General features: G+C 73.6%; 14 protein-coding genes. 8 read left to right on the top strand and 6 right to left on the bottom strand.

Annotated features, from left to right (window positions below; genetic code table 11):
• Positions 1 to 69 precede the first annotated feature (69 nt).
• On the top strand, positions 70 to 486 hold the full coding sequence (locus tag HGB54_RS10245) for a cytidine deaminase (protein WP_168916334.1): 417 nt from the start codon (positions 70 to 72) through the stop codon (positions 484 to 486).
• Positions 486 to 1,784: a thymidine phosphorylase gene (locus tag HGB54_RS10240; protein WP_168916333.1), complete on the top strand. Its 1,299-nt coding sequence runs from the start codon at positions 486 to 488 to the stop codon at positions 1,782 to 1,784. The genes HGB54_RS10245 and HGB54_RS10240 overlap by 1 nt, the downstream gene beginning before the upstream one ends.
• 68 nt (positions 1,785 to 1,852) lie before the next feature.
• Here HGB54_RS10240 and uriH read toward each other — a convergent pair whose 3' ends face one another.
• Positions 1,853 to 2,806: a uridine-preferring nucleoside hydrolase UriH gene (gene uriH, locus HGB54_RS10235; RefSeq protein ID WP_168916332.1), complete on the bottom strand. Its 954-nt coding sequence runs from the start codon at positions 2,804 to 2,806 to the stop codon at positions 1,853 to 1,855.
• A gap of 62 nt (positions 2,807 to 2,868) precedes the next feature.
• Between uriH and HGB54_RS10230 the strand changes: the two genes are divergently transcribed.
• The 3 genes from HGB54_RS10230 to HGB54_RS10220 are packed head-to-tail and all read left to right on the top strand — an operon-like array spanning position 2,869 to position 4,723.
• Positions 2,869 to 4,005, top strand: a complete 1,137-nt coding sequence (locus HGB54_RS10230; protein ID WP_168916331.1) for an adenosine deaminase — start codon at positions 2,869 to 2,871, stop codon at positions 4,003 to 4,005.
• Positions 4,002 to 4,454, top strand: a complete 453-nt coding sequence (locus HGB54_RS10225; protein WP_168916330.1) for a PTS sugar transporter subunit IIA — start codon at positions 4,002 to 4,004, stop codon at positions 4,452 to 4,454. Before HGB54_RS10230 ends, HGB54_RS10225 begins: the two co-directional genes overlap by 4 nt.
• Positions 4,451 to 4,723: a PTS sugar transporter subunit IIB gene (locus HGB54_RS10220; protein ID WP_168916329.1), complete on the top strand. Its 273-nt coding sequence runs from the start codon at positions 4,451 to 4,453 to the stop codon at positions 4,721 to 4,723. The genes HGB54_RS10225 and HGB54_RS10220 overlap by 4 nt, the downstream gene beginning before the upstream one ends.
• 54 nt (positions 4,724 to 4,777) lie before the next feature.
• On the opposite strand, the gene HGB54_RS10215 is transcribed toward HGB54_RS10220, so the two are convergent.
• From HGB54_RS10215 to HGB54_RS10205, 3 genes are all read right to left on the bottom strand, one after another.
• Positions 4,778 to 5,914 carry a hypothetical protein gene (locus HGB54_RS10215; protein WP_168916328.1) on the bottom strand — a complete coding sequence of 379 codons (1,137 nt, stop codon included), beginning with the start codon at positions 5,912 to 5,914 and terminating at the stop codon, positions 4,778 to 4,780.
• A gap of 193 nt (positions 5,915 to 6,107) precedes the next feature.
• On the bottom strand, positions 6,108 to 7,787 hold the full coding sequence (locus HGB54_RS10210) for a phospho-sugar mutase (protein WP_168916327.1): 1,680 nt from the start codon (positions 7,785 to 7,787) through the stop codon (positions 6,108 to 6,110).
• 69 nt (positions 7,788 to 7,856) lie between these two features.
• Positions 7,857 to 8,690 carry a purine-nucleoside phosphorylase gene (locus HGB54_RS10205; protein WP_168916326.1) on the bottom strand — a complete coding sequence of 278 codons (834 nt, stop codon included), beginning with the start codon at positions 8,688 to 8,690 and terminating at the stop codon, positions 7,857 to 7,859.
• A gap of 79 nt (positions 8,691 to 8,769) precedes the next feature.
• On the opposite strand from HGB54_RS10205, the gene HGB54_RS10200 reads away from it, so the two are divergent.
• A complete protein-coding gene (locus HGB54_RS10200) occupies positions 8,770 to 10,209 on the top strand; it encodes an NAD(P)H-quinone dehydrogenase (RefSeq protein WP_168916325.1) in 1,440 nt (479 codons plus the stop codon).
• A 252-nt stretch (positions 10,210 to 10,461) separates the two neighbouring features.
• On the top strand, positions 10,462 to 11,466 hold the full coding sequence (locus HGB54_RS10195) for a PDDEXK family nuclease (protein WP_168916324.1): 1,005 nt from the start codon (positions 10,462 to 10,464) through the stop codon (positions 11,464 to 11,466).
• Positions 11,467 to 11,580: 114 nt separating this feature from the next.
• On the opposite strand, the gene HGB54_RS10190 is transcribed toward HGB54_RS10195, so the two are convergent.
• Positions 11,581 to 13,356: an acetyl/propionyl/methylcrotonyl-CoA carboxylase subunit alpha gene (locus tag HGB54_RS10190; protein WP_168916323.1), complete on the bottom strand. Its 1,776-nt coding sequence runs from the start codon at positions 13,354 to 13,356 to the stop codon at positions 11,581 to 11,583.
• 92 nt (positions 13,357 to 13,448) lie between these two features.
• On the bottom strand, positions 13,449 to 14,078 hold the full coding sequence (locus HGB54_RS10185) for a Maf family protein (RefSeq protein ID WP_168916322.1): 630 nt from the start codon (positions 14,076 to 14,078) through the stop codon (positions 13,449 to 13,451).
• Between the two features lie 64 nt (positions 14,079 to 14,142).
• Between HGB54_RS10185 and HGB54_RS10180 the strand changes: the two genes are divergently transcribed.
• Positions 14,143 to 15,375 carry a class I SAM-dependent RNA methyltransferase gene (locus HGB54_RS10180; RefSeq protein ID WP_168916321.1) on the top strand — a complete coding sequence of 411 codons (1,233 nt, stop codon included), beginning with the start codon at positions 14,143 to 14,145 and terminating at the stop codon, positions 15,373 to 15,375.
• Positions 15,376 to 15,411: the final 36 nt, after the last annotated feature.

Raw genomic sequence — 15,411 nt, 5'->3', positions numbered from 1 at the left:
GCTCGGGATGCGGCGGGCGCGCAGCGCGCCCGCCATCCCGCCCGCGCCCATCGCAAGAGGAGAGTCATCGTGACCGACGCCATCGACTGGGACGCCCTGCGGGCCGTCGCCCTCGACGCCATGCGGAAGGCCTACGTGCCGTACTCGAGGTTCCCGGTCGGGGTCGCCGCGATCGTCGACGACGGCCGCGTCATCGCCGGCTGCAACGTCGAGAACGCCAGCTACGGCCTGACGCTGTGCGCCGAGTGCGCGCTCGTCTCGAGCCTGCACATGACCGGCGGCGGCCGCCTCGTCGCCTTCACCTGCGTCGACGGCAACGGCGGCGCTCTCATGCCCTGCGGCCGCTGCCGCCAGCTGCTGTTCGAGCACTCGGCCGAGGGCATGCTGCTCGAGACCGTGTCGGGCATCAAGACCATCGACGAGGTGCTGCCCGACGCCTTCGGCCCGCGCACCCTCGCCGCCTACACCACCCCTGGAGAGCAGTAATGGCCGTTGAGCCCTACGACGTCGTCGACCTCATCCGCACCAAGCGCGACCGCGGCGCCCTCGACCCCGAGCAGATCGCCTGGATGGTCGACGCGTACACCCGCGGCTACATCGGCGACGAGCAGATGGCCGCGATGGCGATGGCGATCTTCCTCAACGGCATGGAGCGCGAGGAGGTGCGCGACCTGACGCTCGCCATGGTGGCGAGCGGCACCCGCCTCGACTTCTCCGGGCTCTCCAAGAAGACCACGGACAAGCACTCGACGGGCGGCGTGGGCGACAAGATCACCCTGCCGCTGGCGCCGCTGGTCGCCGCCTTCGGGGTGGCCGTGCCGCAGCTCTCCGGGCGCGGGCTGGGTCACACCGGGGGCACGCTCGACAAGCTCGAGAGCATCCCGGGGTGGCGGGCGAACGTCAGCGTCGACGAGATGATGGCGCAGCTCGAGAGCGCCGGCGCGGTCGTCTGCGCCGCGGGCTCGGGGCTCGCCCCCGCCGACGGCAAGCTCTACGCCCTGCGCGACATCACCGGCACGGTCGAGTGCATCCCGCTCATCGCCTCGTCGATCATGTCGAAGAAGATCGCCGAGGGCACCGCCGCCCTCGTGCTCGACGTGAAGTTCGGCTCGGGCGCGTTCCTCAAGGACATCGAGCAGTCGCGCGAGCTGGCGAAGGTCATGGTGCGCCTCGGCGAGGACGCCGGCGTCGCCACGCGCGCCGTGCTCACCAACATGAACGTGCCGCTCGGCCTCGCCATCGGCAACGCCAACGAGGTGCGCGAATCGGTCGAGGTGCTCGCCGGCGGCGGCCCCGCCGACGTGGTCGAGCTCACCGTCGAGCTCGCCCGCCACATGCTCGACCTCGCCGGCGTCACCGACGTCGACGTCGCTGCGGCCCTCCACGACGGCCGCGCGATGGACGCGTGGAACGCCATGATCCGCGCCCAGGGCGGCGATCCGGATGCTCCGCTCCCGGTCGCGTCCGAGACCCACGTCGTCACGGCCGACCGCGACGGCGTGCTCGTCGCGCAGCAGGCCCTGCCCTTCGGCATCGCCGCCTGGCGCCTCGGAGCGGGCCGCGCCCGCAAGCAGGACCCGGTCGACCACGCCGCCGGCATCGACCTGCACGCCAAGCCGGGCGACACGGTCACCAAGGGCCAGCCGCTGTTCACCATGAGCACCAACGACGCGGCGCGGTTCGACCGCGCGCTCGAGGCGCTCGAGGGCGGCTACCGCATCGGCGACGCCGGCGATGAGATCGAGACCGGCGGGCCGCTCATCGCGGGGGTCGTCGAGGCGTAGGGGTTTCGCGCTGGTGTCCGACCGAGCGCAGCTCGGTCGGCGCTGGGGTCGCGGATCGCTTCGCGATCCTAATGCTCCACCGCGCCAGCGGCGATGCGCTCGAGCGCGTCGACGACGAGCGCCCAGAAGCGGTCGTTGTCGAGGTCCATCGCGACCTGCGTCGTGCATCCCTCGGGGGCGGGCCCGCGCAGGTCGGCGACCGTCATGCCCACCGTGAGCGCGCCCGTCAGCTCGACGTCGAGCGGAGCCCGCACGGTGGTCATGATGCTCGGGTCGATGACGTAGGCGACCGCGCAGGGGTCGTGCACGGGCGGGTGCTCGAAGCCCTGCGCGTCGCGGTAGGTGCGCCCGAAGAACTCGAGCAGCTCGCCGACGAAGCGCGCGGGGCCGGTGCCGACGGCGGCGATCGCGGCGGCGACCGCGGGCGTCGCGATCGCCTGGTGCGTGAGGTCGAGGCCCACCATCGTGAGCGGCCACCGCTCGTTCATGACGATGTGCGCGGCCTCGGGGTCGATGACGATGTTGAACTCGCTCACCGCGCTCCAGTTGCCGACGTGCACGCCGCCGCCCATGAGCACGACCTGCTTCACCCGCTCGACGATGCGCGGCTCCAGCCGGGCGGCGAGGGCGATGTTGGTGAGGGCGCCGGTGGGCACGAGCGTGACGGTGCCGGGCTCGTGGGCCATGACGGTGTCGATGATGACCTGCACGGCGTGCCGGGCATCCAGCTCGATGGTCGGTTCGGGCAGGACGGGGCCGTCGAGCCCCGATTCCCCGTGGATGCTCGGCGCCGTCTCGATCGCGCGCACGAGCGGGCGGTGCGCGCCCCGGGCGAACGGCACGCCCGTGATGCCCGCCACGCGGGCCACCGAGAGGGCGTTGCGGGTGACCTTCTCGATGGTCTGGTTGCCCATGACCGTGGTGACGGCGAGCAGCTCGATCTCGGGGCTGCCGTGCGCGAGCAGCAGCGCGATCGCGTCGTCATGGCCGGGGTCGCAGTCGAGGATGATCTTCTCGGGCATGCCCTCAGCGTAGGGCTCCGCCCCCAGCGCGCTCTTGCCCGCCGGGCGGTAGGTTTAGCCCTATGACGACGGCGACTGAGACCCTCCTCCCCGGCACCGACATCGCCCTCGAGCAGCTGCCCAAGGTGTCGCTGCACGACCACCTCGACGGGGGTCTGCGGCCGCAGACGATCATCGAGCTCGCCGCCGGGATCGGCCTCGAGCTGCCGGCGACGACGGCCGACGAGCTGGGTGCCTGGTTCGCCGAGAAGAGCAACTCGGGCTCGCTCGTGGAGTACCTGAAGACCTTCGACATCACCACCGCCGTGATGCAGACCGCCGAGGGGCTGCGCCGCGTCGCGCACGAGTTCGTGCTCGACCTGGCCGCCGACGGCGTCATCTGGGGCGAGATCCGCTGGGCGCCCGAGCAGCACCAGCAGAAGGACCTCAGCCTCGACGAGGCGGTCGAGGCCGTGCAGGCGGGCCTCGACGACGGCGTCGCCGAGGCGCGCGCCGACGGCCGCACCATCCGCGTCGGCCAGCTGATCAGCGCGATGCGCCACGCCGACCGCGGTCTCGAGATCGCCGAGCTCGCGGTGCGCCACCGGCACGCGGGCGTGGTCGGCTTCGACATCGCCGGCGCTGAGGCCGGGTTCCCGGCGGGCCGCATGCGCGACGCCTTCGACCACCTGGCGCAGAGCTTCTTCCCCGCCACGGTGCACGCGGGCGAGGCCGACGGCCTCGACTCGATCCGCGGCGCGCTGCTCGACGGCCGCGCCCTGCGCCTCGGCCACGGCGTGCGCCTGGCCGAGGACATCGAGATCTCGACCGAGAACGGCACCAGCTACGCCCGCCTCGGCGAGCTCGCCGAGTGGATCAAGGACCGCCGCATCTGCCTGGAGACGAGCCCGAGCTCGAACCTGCAGACCGGCGCGATCGCGCAGTGGGGCGACGAGATGGTCGACCACCCGCTCGACCTCTTCTACCAGCTGGGTTTCCTCGTGACGGTGAACACCGACAACCGCCTCATGAGCGGCACGACGCTGAGCCGCGAGCTCGCGCTCGTGAGCGAGGCCTTCGGCTACGACCTCGACGACGTGCTCACCCTTCAGCTCAACGCCGCGTCGGCCGCCTTCCTCTCCGTCGACGACCGCGAGACCCTCACCGACGCGATCATCGCCGGATTCGAGCCCTTCCTCGACGCCGAGGGCGATCGATGACCCTGCCGCCGCTCGCCGATCGCGCCATCGTCGTGGGCGCCCGCGCCGCCGACTGGCGCGATGCGGTACGCCTCGCCGGCGACGCCCTCGTGGATTCGGGATGCACGACCGCCGAGTACACCGAGGCGATGATCCGCATGGTCGACGATCACGGCCCGTACATCGTCATCGCGCCCGGCCTCGCCCTCGCCCACGCGCGCCCCGGCGCGGACGTGCGCTGCGAAGGGCTCTCGGTGGTGACGCTCGCCGAGCCGGTCGCCTTCGGGCACGCGCACAACGATCCGGTGCGGGTCGTCATCGGCCTCGCCGGCGTGGCTCCGGATGCCCACCTCGCCTCGGTCGCCGCTCTCGCGAACGCGTTCAACGACTCCTCCGCCATCGCGGCGGTCGCCGCGGCGACCACGCGCGACGAGGTGCGCGCCATCCTCGAGGGCCGGAGCGGCGCATGAAGATCGTCACCATCTGCGGCGCGGGCATCGGCTCGAGCGGCATCCTCAAGGTCAACGCCGAGCGCGTGCTGCAGCGCCTGGGCCTCACGGCCTCGGTCGTGGCGGCCGACATCGCCTCGGTCTGCACCGTGGCCGCCGACGCGCAGGTCATCCTCACGAGCGCCGAGTTCGTCGAGGCGATCGGCCCGACGCGCGCCGACGTCGTCGTGATCGAGAACTACTTCGACACCGAGGAGCTGAGCCGCAAGATCGAGGCCGCGATCGGCTGAAGGTCCTCGCGACGCGACGCGATGCGACGCGTCGGCGCGGCGCTGCGGCCCGGTTCAGCCGGCGGCGGTCGCCGACTGCGGCGGCCGCGTCGGGCGCGGGGCGCTCGCCGCCTTCCGGCGGAACGACATCGCGGTCGTGACGATGGCGACGACCGCGATGAGCAGGCCGCCCGTCGGCACGATGGTGAGCCACCACAGGGTGGCGGCGAGTACGGCGACCTGGGCCGCGCCCTCGCGGCCGGCTCCGCGCCCGAGCCGGGCGAGCGCGCCGGCGAGCAGGGCGACGGCGGCCGACTGCAGGGCGATCGCCGCGAAGCTCACGGCCTCGAGCGGCACGAGGAGGGCGGTGAGGGCGGCGAGAGCGAGCATCCCGGCGCCCGCGATCGCCCACGGCCGGAACGCACGCGCGCTGCGCATCAGCAGCGCCGTCTGCAGGGCGAGCGGGATGACGGCGAGCGCGACGACGGCGAAGGCCTGCCCGACGGCGGCGGCGCCCAGCAGCTCGCCGATGCCGATGCCGACCGCCCAGGCGAGGGCGACGACGAGCACGGCGGCGAGGCCGAGGACGAGGGCGCGGCGGCGTTCCCGCGGGGTCCAGCGCGGGGCGGGCGCGGGCACCGGCTCGCCGCGGAGGCGTGCCTCCCGCACGGCGAGCTCGTGCGCCTGGTTGCGGTGGTAGGCGCGGTCGGCGATGGCGAGGCCGACGGCGCCGGCCATGACGGCCTCGGGGGCGGCGCCCGCGACGATGAAGGGGATGGCGAGGCCGGCGCCGCCGATGCCGCTCCACACGTGGGCGGGCATGGCCTCGACGTGCGCGCGGATGAGGATCGTGGTGCCGGCGCTCGCCGCGGCGCTCGCCGTGACGATGCCGATCGCCGCGGTCGCGCCGATCAGGCCGATCGGCCGGTCGGGGCCGTTGTTGAGCAGCCAGATGATGGCGACGGCCGCGAGCGCGGTGGCGACGGCCATGATGACGGCCGAGATGGCCGGCAGGCGCTCGAGGCGGTCGTGCCCGCGGCGGGCCCACAGGGCGACGAGGGCCGTGGCCGCGATGAGGATGCCCGCGGTGCGCAGCAGCCCGGAGAGCTCCGGCTGCCCCACCGCACCCGCCCCGATGCCGACCGCGCCGACGACGAGCGCGAGCAACAGCAGGCGCGCCACGAGGGGGGTCAGCAGGCGGGGTCGGGGCACCCGATCAGTCAAGCACAGGGGGCTACGGGCGGGATCGGGGTGGGGGCGGCGGCACGGGTCGGCGTGCCGCAACTCCTGCAGTCTTCGCGCGGCGAGGGCGAGGCGTCGCGGCAGCGCGCGGAGCGCGGGCACGGATGCAGGAGTTGCGACACGCAGCGCTCTCACGGGGCGCCGGCCGAGGCGACGGGCCGGCTCAGGCGACGAGCGCCCGCATGCCCTCCTCGAGCGCCGCGACCTGCGCCTCGGCGTCTCGTCGTCGCTCGGCCGCCGGGCCGGCGGTCGACGAGGCGTCGATGTAGACCTTGACCTTGGGCTCGGTGCCGCTCGGCCGCACGATGACGCGGGCGCCGCCGTGCATCCAGAACCGCAGGATGTCGCCCGCCGGGAACACCCCGAAGCCGTCGATGAAGTCGTCGACCTGGCGCACCTCGACGCCCCCGATCGATGTCGGCGGGTTCGCGCGCAGGGCGCTCATGATCGCGCCGATGCGGGCGAGGTCGGTGACGCGCAGCGAGACCTGGGCGCTCGCGAAGGCGCCGAAGCGCTCGTCGAAGTCGGCCTGGTGGTCGGCGATCGTGCGCCCCTCGGCGGCCAGCTCGCCGACGAGGGCGAGGAACTCGACCGCGGCCGAGATGCCGTCCTTGTCGCGCACCTTCTCGGGGTCGACGAGGTAGCCGAGGGCCTCCTCGTAGCCGTAGGCGAGCCCGCCGACGCGCGAGACCCACTTGAACCCGGTGAGGGTGTCGCTGTAGCTGAGGCCGTACGAGTCGGCGACGGCCGCGAGGGCGGGGGAGGAGACGATGGATGCCGCGAGCTTCGCCCGCGCACCCGCTCGGTGCAGGCGCTCGGCGATGCGCCAGCCCAGCAGCGCCCCCACCTCGTTGCCGCTCAGCCGGCGCCACCCGTCGGGCGCGGACGCGTCGGGCACGGCCACCGCGAGCCGGTCGGCGTCGGGGTCGTTGGCGATGACGAGCTGCGCGCCCGAGCGGTTCGCCGTCGCGTACGACAGGTCCATCGCGCCCGGCTCCTCCGGGTTCGGGAAGGCGACCGTCGGGAAGGCGCCGTCGGGCGCGATCTGCTCGGGCACGACGGTGGCCTCGCCGAGGCCGGCGGCGGCGAGGACGCGCTCCGCGACCTCCCACCCGACGCCGTGCATGGCGGTGTAGACGAAGGGCACGACGACGCGGGCGGGCGCGCCCGCGCCCGACGGCACGAGGGCGGCCGTGCGCTGCACGTACTCCTCGACGACGGCCTCGTCGGCGAGGGCGTAGTCGGTCGACCGCGGGAGGGCATCCACCGTCGTGCGATCGGCGACCGCGAGGATCGCCCGGTGGATCTCGCCGTCGACGGGGGCGACGATCTGCGAGCCCTGGTCCGCGCCGCCGAGGTAGACCTTGTAGCCGTTGTCGCGCGGCGGGTTGTGGCTCGCCGTCACCATGACGCCGGCGCTGACGTCGAGGTGGCGCACGGCGAAGGCGAGCACGGGCGTCGGCAGCGCGCGGGGCAGCAGCACAGCGCGCACCCCCGCGCCGGCCATGATCTCGGCGGTGTCGCGCGCGAAGACGTCGGAGTTGATGCGCCCGTCGTAGCCGATGACGATGGAGGGGGCATCCTCTCGGGCCCTCAGGAAGTCGGCGAAACCGGCGGCCGCCTGCGCGACGAGCACGCGGTTCATGCGGTTCGGGCCCGCGCCCAGCTCGCCGCGGAGCCCCGCGGTGCCGAAGGCGAGTCGGCTGTCGAAGCGGTCGCGCAAGGCGGACATCGCGGCCGCGTCGCCCTCCTCCGCGCGCGGGATGAGCGCGTCGAGCTCGGCGCGCGTCTCGGCATCGGGATCCTGGTCGCGCCAGGCCTTGGCGGCGTCGATCGTGGTCACGGGATGCTCCTTCCGGCGGCAGCGGTGCCGCGGTGGTCGCTCGGGTCGGGGGCGGGTCGGTTGGCGGGGCTACAGCGCCGCGACGATGCGGGCCAGCAGCGCGCTGATGACCGGCTCGGCGTCCTTGCCGGCCTGGATGACCTCGCCGTGGCTGAGCGGCTCGGGCGAGATGCCCGCGCCGAGGTTGGTGATGAGCGAGAGGCCCAGCACCTCCATGCCCGACTGGCGGGCCGCGATCGCCTCGAGCGCCGTCGACATGCCCACGATGTGGCCGCCCATGGCCTTCGCCATCTGCACCTCGGCGGGCGTCTCGTAGTGCGGTCCGCGGTTCTGCACGTAGACGCCCTCGTCGAGGCCCGGGTCGATCTCGCGGGCGATGGCCCGCAGGCGCTGCGAGTAGAGGTCGGTGAGGTCGATGAAGGTGGCGCCCTCGAGGGGCGAGTCGGCCGTGAGGTTGAGGTGGTCGCTGATGAGCACGGGGGTGCCGGGCGTCCAGTGCTCCTTGATGCCGCCCGCGCCGTTGGTGAGGATCATGATGGATGCCCCGGCCGCGGCCGCCGTGCGCACCGAGTGGACGACGCGGCGCACCCCGTGCCCCTCGTAGTAGTGGGTGCGGGCGCCGATGACGAGGGCGCGCTTGCCGCTCGGCAGCAGCACCGAGCGGAGGGTGCCCACGTGGCCGCTGAGCGCCGGCTTGCTGAAGCCGGCGACGTCGGTCGCGGCGATCGTGTGCGTCGTCTCGCCGATGAGGTCGGCGGCCTTCGCCCAGCCCGAGCCGAGGGTGAGGGCGATGTCGTGCTTCTCGACGCCCGTGATCGCGGCGATCTGCGCCGCGGCCTCCGCGGCGAGCGCGAACGGGTCGGCGGCGGGGTCGTCGAGGGGGTGCGCGGCGTGGTCGGTCATGGCCCCCATCGTATTGCCGCGCAGGTGAGCGGGCTTCTGCGCATCGGTGCGCATCCGCGCCGCGTGGGAGGATAGGGGCATGCCCAGTCTCTTCGAACGCCAGCACCGCATCGTCGTTCTCGGGGGAGGGCCCGGCGGCTACGAGGCCGCCCTCGCCGGCGCCCAGTTCGGCGCCGACGTCACCCTCGTCGAGCGGGTCGGCGTCGGCGGCTCGGCCGTGCTCACCGACGTCGTGCCCTCGAAGACCCTCATCGCCACGGCCGAGGCCGCGGGCGCCATCGGCGACGCCACCGACCTCGGCGTGCAGTTCTTCGCCCGCGGCGAGAGCGGGCGCAGCGTCAAGCCCGAGGTCACCGTCAACCTGCGCGCCGTCAACCAGCGCCTGCTGCGCCTCGCGCGCCAGCAGTCGGAGGACATGAAGCAGCAGCTCGTGAAGGCCGGCGTGCGCATCGTCGTCGGCGACGGGCGGCTCGACGGCCCGCAGCGCGTCGTGGTCTCGGTCGGATCCGGCAAGAAGCGCACGGACGTCGACACCTGCGACGCCGACACGGTCATCGTCGCCGTCGGCGCCTCGCCGCGCGAACTGGATCATGCGAAGCCCGACGGCGAGCGCATCCTCACCTGGAAGCAGCTCTACGAGATCGACGACGTGCCCGAGCACCTCATCGTCGTCGGCTCGGGCGTCACCGGCGCCGAGTTCGCCAGCGCCTACACCGCGCTCGGCGCGAAGGTCACCCTCGTCTCCAGCCGCGACCAGGTGCTGCCGGGCGAGGATGCGGATGCCGCCGCCCTCATCGAGCGCGTGTTCCGCCGCAACGGCATGGAGCTGCTCAGCCGCAGCCGCGCGCAGTCCGTCGTCCGCGACGGCGACGTCGTGCGCGTCGACCTCGGCGACGGCCGCGTCATCGAGGGCAGCCACGTGCTCATGGCCGTCGGGTCGATCCCGAACACCGCCGGCATCGGGCTCGAGGAGGCCGGGGTGCAGCTCACCGAGAGCGGGCACATCCGCACCAACCGGGTTGCGCGCACCTCCATCCCGTCCATCTACGCGGTCGGCGACTGCAGCGACTCGCTGCCCCTCGCCTCGGTCGCCTCGATGCAGGGCCGCACCGCGGTCTTCCACGCGCTCGGCGACGCCGTCTCGCCCATCGAGCTGCGCAACGTCACCTCGAACATCTTCACCGCGCCCGAGATCGCCACCGTCGGCTGGTCGCAGAAGCAGATCGAGGACGGCGTCGCCCAGGGCCAGATCTACAAGCTGCCGCTCGCCTCGAACCCGCGCGCCAAGATGCAGGGCGTCAAGGACGGCTTCATCAAGCTCTTCGCCCGCACCGGCTCGGGCACCGTCATCGGCGGGGTCGTCGTCGGGCCGAAGGCCTCCGAGCTCATCCTGCCCATCGCGCTCGCGGTCGAGCACCGCCTGACCGTCGACCAGCTGGCCCGCGCGTACTCGGTGTACCCGTCCCTCTCGGGCGCCGTGACGGATGCTGCGCGCGCGATGCACGTCGTGCACGAGTAGCGCGTCCCGCGCGGCCGAGCCGCGCCGCGCCCCACGCGGTGGCCGCGCTGGCGCGACGTAGTCCCCCTCGATTCGCCGAGTTGCGGCGGTCCCGTCGAGTTGTCGCTTCAGAAACCTCAACTCGACATCGAGAGCGCAACTCGACGAGCGCGCAGGCCGTGCGACTCCTCCCGAACCGGGGGTGGTCGTGAGATGGCCCCGATCGTGCACGGGTGGCGCCGAGCCGCTCTCGCGGGCGGGCATCCTCCGCGCATGGCGCACATCGCGGAGGGCTTCAGCGGGATCATCACCACGGCGGGCCCGGCGGTCATCGGCCGGCCGACGTGGGTCGACGAGTTCGTGCGGCGCTCCGACTGGTCGGCTCGCGGGCTTGAGGGCGAGCTGCGGGCGTTCGTCCGCGCCGGCGAGTTGACCCCCGTGGTGCGTGGAGTGCTCCGCTGGCGCAACGCCACGACGTCCGCGATCGCTCGAGGCGAGCATCCCGACGACGATCGATTCCGCGCACTCACCCGCGCCGCCGGTCTCGTCGCTCCCGTCGGCAACGTGATCTCGCACGAATCGGCGGCGATGCTGCACGGCGCGCGCACGCTGTCGCGGTGGCCCGATCGTCCCATTCTGACCGTGCCGCAGGGATGCTCGGCGCACAGCAGCGGACGAACCGCGCGACACTCGCATGCGCTCGCCGAGATCGACCGCGTCGACGGACTGCCAGTGACGACGCCCGCACGGACGCTCGCCGACGTCGCTCGCACAGCTCCGCGCCGCACCGCCTTCGAACTGCTGTGCTCTGGACTGTTCTCGCCTCGAGACGGGTCGCCCCTCACGACGCCGGCGGAGGTCGGCGCCGAGTTGGACCTGCTCGGCGCCGCAAGGGGAGTCCGCGCGGCGCGAGCGCTGCTGCGACTCGCGACCGACGGGTGCGAGTCGCCGGCCGAGGCGCGCAGCCTGCTGCTCATCCTCGATCTCGGATTCTCGCCGCCGAGGCAGCAGGTCGTCTTCCGCGACCGCGAAGGGCCGATGGTCGTCGACTTCTTCTGGCCGGAGGCGCACCTCGTCGGCGAGTGCGATGGTGTCGCCAAGTACCTGACGAGGGACGCGGGCGACGGTCGATCCGCGGCCAGGGCCGTCGTCGACGAGAAGCTGCGCGAGGACCGGCTGCGCGCGCTCGGCCTCGGCGTCGTGCGCTGGACGCCGACGACACTGCGCGATACAGGAGCGTTCGCCCACCTGTTGGAGCGTGCCGGCGCGCCGAGATGAGCGTTCGGTGCCGAGTTGAGGGTTCCGAGCGCGCAACTCGGCAGGAAAGCGCAACTCGACGCAGGGGCGACTCGAGCGGCGGGCCGGCGCGGGCGCGAGCGCCGCGGCGCCGCGCTAGTCGGCGATGGAGAGCAGCACGTGGCCGGAGGCCACCGTCTCGCCGACGGCCGCGCCGATCGACGCGACGACGCCGTCCTTGTGGGCCGACATCGGCTGCTCCATCTTCATGGCCTCGAGCACGACGACGAGGTCGCCCTTGACGACCCGGTCGCCCTCGGCGACGGCGAGCTTGACGACGGTCGCCTGCATGGGGCTCGTCACGGCATCCCCCGAGGCGCCGACGGCGACGGCGGACCCGCCGCGGCGGCTGGGCGGGGCGGCGAGGGCGGTGGCGGCCCGGGATGCTCCGCTCGGCATGAGCGTGCCGGGCAGCGACACCTCCAGCCGCTTGCCGCCGACCTCCACGACGACCGTGTGCCGGGCATCCGCCACGGGCACGGTGTCGGTGAGCGTGCCGCTCCACGGCTCGATCGTGTTGTCGAACTCGGTCTCGATCCAGCGCGTGTAGACGGTGAACGGGGCGCCGTCGGCGGGGGCGAAGGCCGGGTCGTCGACGATCGCGCGGTGGAAGGGCAGCACGGTCGGCAGGCCGGCGACCTCGAACTCGGCGAGGGCGCGGCGTGAGCGCTCGAGCGCCTCCTCGCGCGTCGGCGCGGTGACGATGAGCTTCGCGAGCAGCGAGTCGAAGACGCCGGAGATGACGTCGCCCGTGGTGACGCCCGAGTCGACGCGCACGCCGGGGCCGCCGGGGAACCGCAGCACGTGCACGGGGCCGGGCATCGGCATGAAGTTGAGGCCCGGGTCCTCGCCGTTGATGCGGAACTCGAAGGAGTGCCCGTGGGCGGGCGGGTCGTCGTAGCCGAGCGCCTCGCCCTCGGCGAGCCGGAACTGCTCGCGCACGAGGTCGATGCCGGTGACCTCCTCCGAGACGGGGTGCTCGACCTGCAGTCGGGTGTTGACCTCGAGGAAGGAGACGGTGCCGTCGGCGCCGATGAGGAACTCGCAGGTGCCGGCGCCGACGTAGCCGACCTCGCGGAGGATGGCCTTCGACGCCGTGTAGAGCAGCTCGGTCTGCTCGGCGCTGAGGAACGGCGCGGGGGCCTCCTCGACGAGCTTCTGGTGCCGGCGCTGCAGCGAGCAGTCGCGGGTGGAGATGACGACGACGGTCCCGTGCGCGTCGGCGAGGCACTGCGTCTCGACGTGGCGCGGCTTGTCGAGGTACTTCTCGACGAAGCACTCGCCGCGGCCGAAGGCGGCGACGGCCTCGCGGGTGGCCGAGTCGAAGAGCTCGGGCACCTCCTCGCGGGTGCGGGCGACCTTGAGGCCGCGACCGCCGCCGCCGAAGGCCGCCTTGATGGCGACGGGCAGGCCGTGCACGTCGACGAAGTCGAGCACCTCGGAGGCGTCGGCGACGGGGTTGAGCGTGCCCGGGGCGAGCGGGGCGCCGACGCGCTCGGCGATGTGCCGGGCGCTGACCTTGTCGCCGAGCTGCTCGATCGCGTCGGGCGACGGCCCGATCCAGGTGAGGCCGGCGGCGATGACGGCGCGGGCGAAGTCGGGGTTCTCGGCGAGGAAGCCGTAGCCCGGGTGCACGGCGTCGGCGCCGGAGCGGCGGGCGATCGACAGCAGCTTCTCGATCACGAGGTAGGTCTCGGCGCTCGTCGAGCCGTCGAGCGCGTACGCCTCGTCGGCGAGCTTCACGTGCCGGGCATCCCGATCCTGATCGGCGTAGACGGCGACGGTGCCGATGCGGGCGTCGCGGGCGGCGCGGATGACGCGGACGGCGATCTCCCCGCGGTTGGCGATGAGAACCTTCGTGATGCGGGCCATGGTTCTCTACCCTAGGGGCGCGCTCGACCGGCGGCGGTTGGGCCACCCGCACAAAAGCACGGCCGATGCCTTGCAGGAGCCCACAGCGGGCGTCAGCGGTTCCAGAGCTCCGTCCACCGGCCGCCGAGCTCGTGCACGAGGGTGCGCACGAGGGGCACCGAGAGCCCGACCACGGCGTGCGGGTCCCCTTCGATGCGGTCGATGAAGGCCGCCCCCTTCGAGTCGATGGTGAAGGCGCCGGCGACCTTCAGCGGCTCGCCGGTGGCGATGTAGGCGTCGATCTCGGCCTCGTCGATGTCCTGCGCGAACTGCACGAGCGCCTGGGCCGGCCGCCCGACGGCCCCCCGCACGGCGCCCCCGCGGTGGTCGATGAGCCAGTGGCCGGAGTGCAGCACGCCGCTGCGCCCGCGCTGGCGCAGCCACCGCTCGCGCGCGACCTCGGGACGGTGCGGCTTGCCGTGCACGGCGCCGTCGAGCTCGAAGGCCGAGTCGCCGCCGAGGATGAAGCCGTCGATCTCGTGCGCCGGCAGGGAGGCGGAGCCGAGCACGGCCTCGGCCTTGAGGCGCGCGAGCAGCTGCACCATCTCGGGCGCCGTGAGCGGAGCGGCCGCAGCGACCGCCGCCTCCTCGTCGACGCCCGGGGCGATCGTCACGGGCTCGATGCCGACGGCGCGCAGCGTGGCGAGGCGCGCGGGCGAGGTGGAGGCGAGGTAGAGGCGCATGCGGCTCCTGCCGGTCGAGCGCCGCCCGGCGCCGTGCCGTGAGCCGGGAACCTAGGCTGGGCGCATGGGTGAATTCATCGGCCGCGAGGTCGAGGTCGAGGTTAGCAAGATCGCGCACGGCGGCATCGCCGTGGGCCGGCTCGACGGCCGCGTCGTCTTCGTGACCGACGCGGTGCCGGGCGAGACGGTGGTCGCGCGCATCAGCGACGACCGCAAGAAGAGCTTCTGGCGCGCCGACGCCGTGCGCGTCGTCGAGCCGAGCGAGCACCGCCGCGACCACGTCTGGGCCGCCGCCTCGATCGACCGCGACCCCCGCAGCCGGGCGGGCGGGGCCGAGTTCGGCCACATCGCGCTCTCCCACCAGCGCGAGCTCAAGCGCCAGGTGCTCGCCGAGGCGCTGCAGCGCATGGCCGGCATCACCAGCGACGTCAAGGTCGAGCAGATGGCCGGCGATCACGCCGCCAACGGTCTCGGCTGGCGCACGCGCATCCGCCTGCACGTCGACGACGAGGGTCGCATCGGCCCGATGGCGAGCCGCTCGCACTCGGTGATCCCCGTGCAGGAGGTGCCGCTGGCCTCGGCCGCGGTGCGGGCCGCGACCCCGTTCTCCGAGCGCTTCACCGGCGTGGCCACGGTCGACGTGCTGGCCCCGACGCGGGGGGATGCCCGGCTCGTGCTCGGCGAGCAGAAGCCGAGCCTCATCCGCGAGCGCGTCGGCGAGCGCGAGTTCCAGCTCGACGACACCGGCTTCTGGCAGGTGCACCGCGAGGCCCCGACCGCCCTGAGCGCGGCCGTGCAGCAGGCCGTCGACGACGCCCTGTTCGACCCGCGCGCGGCGAACCTCGACCTCTACGGCGGCGTCGGCCTGCTGGCGGCGGCGATCGGAGACCGCTTCGGCCCGACGACGCGCATCACGAGCGTCGAGTCGGATGCCCGCGCCACCGACCACGCGGCCGAGAACCTCTCCGACTGGGTGGGCGCAGCGGCCGAGACCTCCCGGGTCGACCGGTGGCTGCGCGATGCCGAGCAGAGCGCGAGCTCCGCCGAGCGCGACCGCCTGCGCGCCGCGACGGTCGTGCTCGATCCACCGCGCTCGGGAGCGGGCACCGAGGTCATGGGCATCCTGGGCCGGCTCGCCCCGGCGCAGATCGTCTACGTCGCCTGCGACCCCGTGGCGCTCGCGCGCGACGTCGCACTCGCGGCCGAGCACGGCTACCGGCTCGACCACCTGCGCGCCTTCGACCTCTTCCCGCACACGCACCACGTCGAGGCCGTCGCGCGACTCGTGCGCGACTAGCGGGATGCCGCCGCGCGGCGGCGCGGCCCGGCCGCG

Source organism: Microcella flavibacter (genome assembly GCF_012530535.1).
GTDB lineage: Bacteria > Actinomycetota > Actinomycetes > Actinomycetales > Microbacteriaceae > Microcella > Microcella flavibacter.
The sequence above is the reverse complement of the archived record's forward strand: the minus strand, read 5'-3'. Positions and strand labels throughout refer to the sequence as shown.

Coding starts and splice junctions, on each gene's coding strand:
- HGB54_RS10220 (WP_168916329.1), top strand. CDS start 4,451: ATGAAGATCGTCACCATCTGCGGCGCGGGCATCGGCTCGAGCGGCATC.
- HGB54_RS10190 (WP_168916323.1), bottom strand. CDS start 13,356: ATGGCCCGCATCACGAAGGTTCTCATCGCCAACCGCGGGGAGATCGCC.
- HGB54_RS10180 (WP_168916321.1), top strand. CDS start 14,143: ATGGGTGAATTCATCGGCCGCGAGGTCGAGGTCGAGGTTAGCAAGATC.
- HGB54_RS10230 (WP_168916331.1), top strand. CDS start 2,869: ATGACGACGGCGACTGAGACCCTCCTCCCCGGCACCGACATCGCCCTC.
- HGB54_RS10225 (WP_168916330.1), top strand. CDS start 4,002: ATGACCCTGCCGCCGCTCGCCGATCGCGCCATCGTCGTGGGCGCCCGC.
- uriH (WP_168916332.1), bottom strand. CDS start 2,806: ATGCCCGAGAAGATCATCCTCGACTGCGACCCCGGCCATGACGACGCG.
- HGB54_RS10240 (WP_168916333.1), top strand. CDS start 486: ATGGCCGTTGAGCCCTACGACGTCGTCGACCTCATCCGCACCAAGCGC.
- HGB54_RS10185 (WP_168916322.1), bottom strand. CDS start 14,078: ATGCGCCTCTACCTCGCCTCCACCTCGCCCGCGCGCCTCGCCACGCTG.
- HGB54_RS10195 (WP_168916324.1), top strand. CDS start 10,462: ATGGCGCACATCGCGGAGGGCTTCAGCGGGATCATCACCACGGCGGGC.
- HGB54_RS10205 (WP_168916326.1), bottom strand. CDS start 8,690: ATGACCGACCACGCCGCGCACCCCCTCGACGACCCCGCCGCCGACCCG.
- HGB54_RS10200 (WP_168916325.1), top strand. CDS start 8,770: ATGCCCAGTCTCTTCGAACGCCAGCACCGCATCGTCGTTCTCGGGGGA.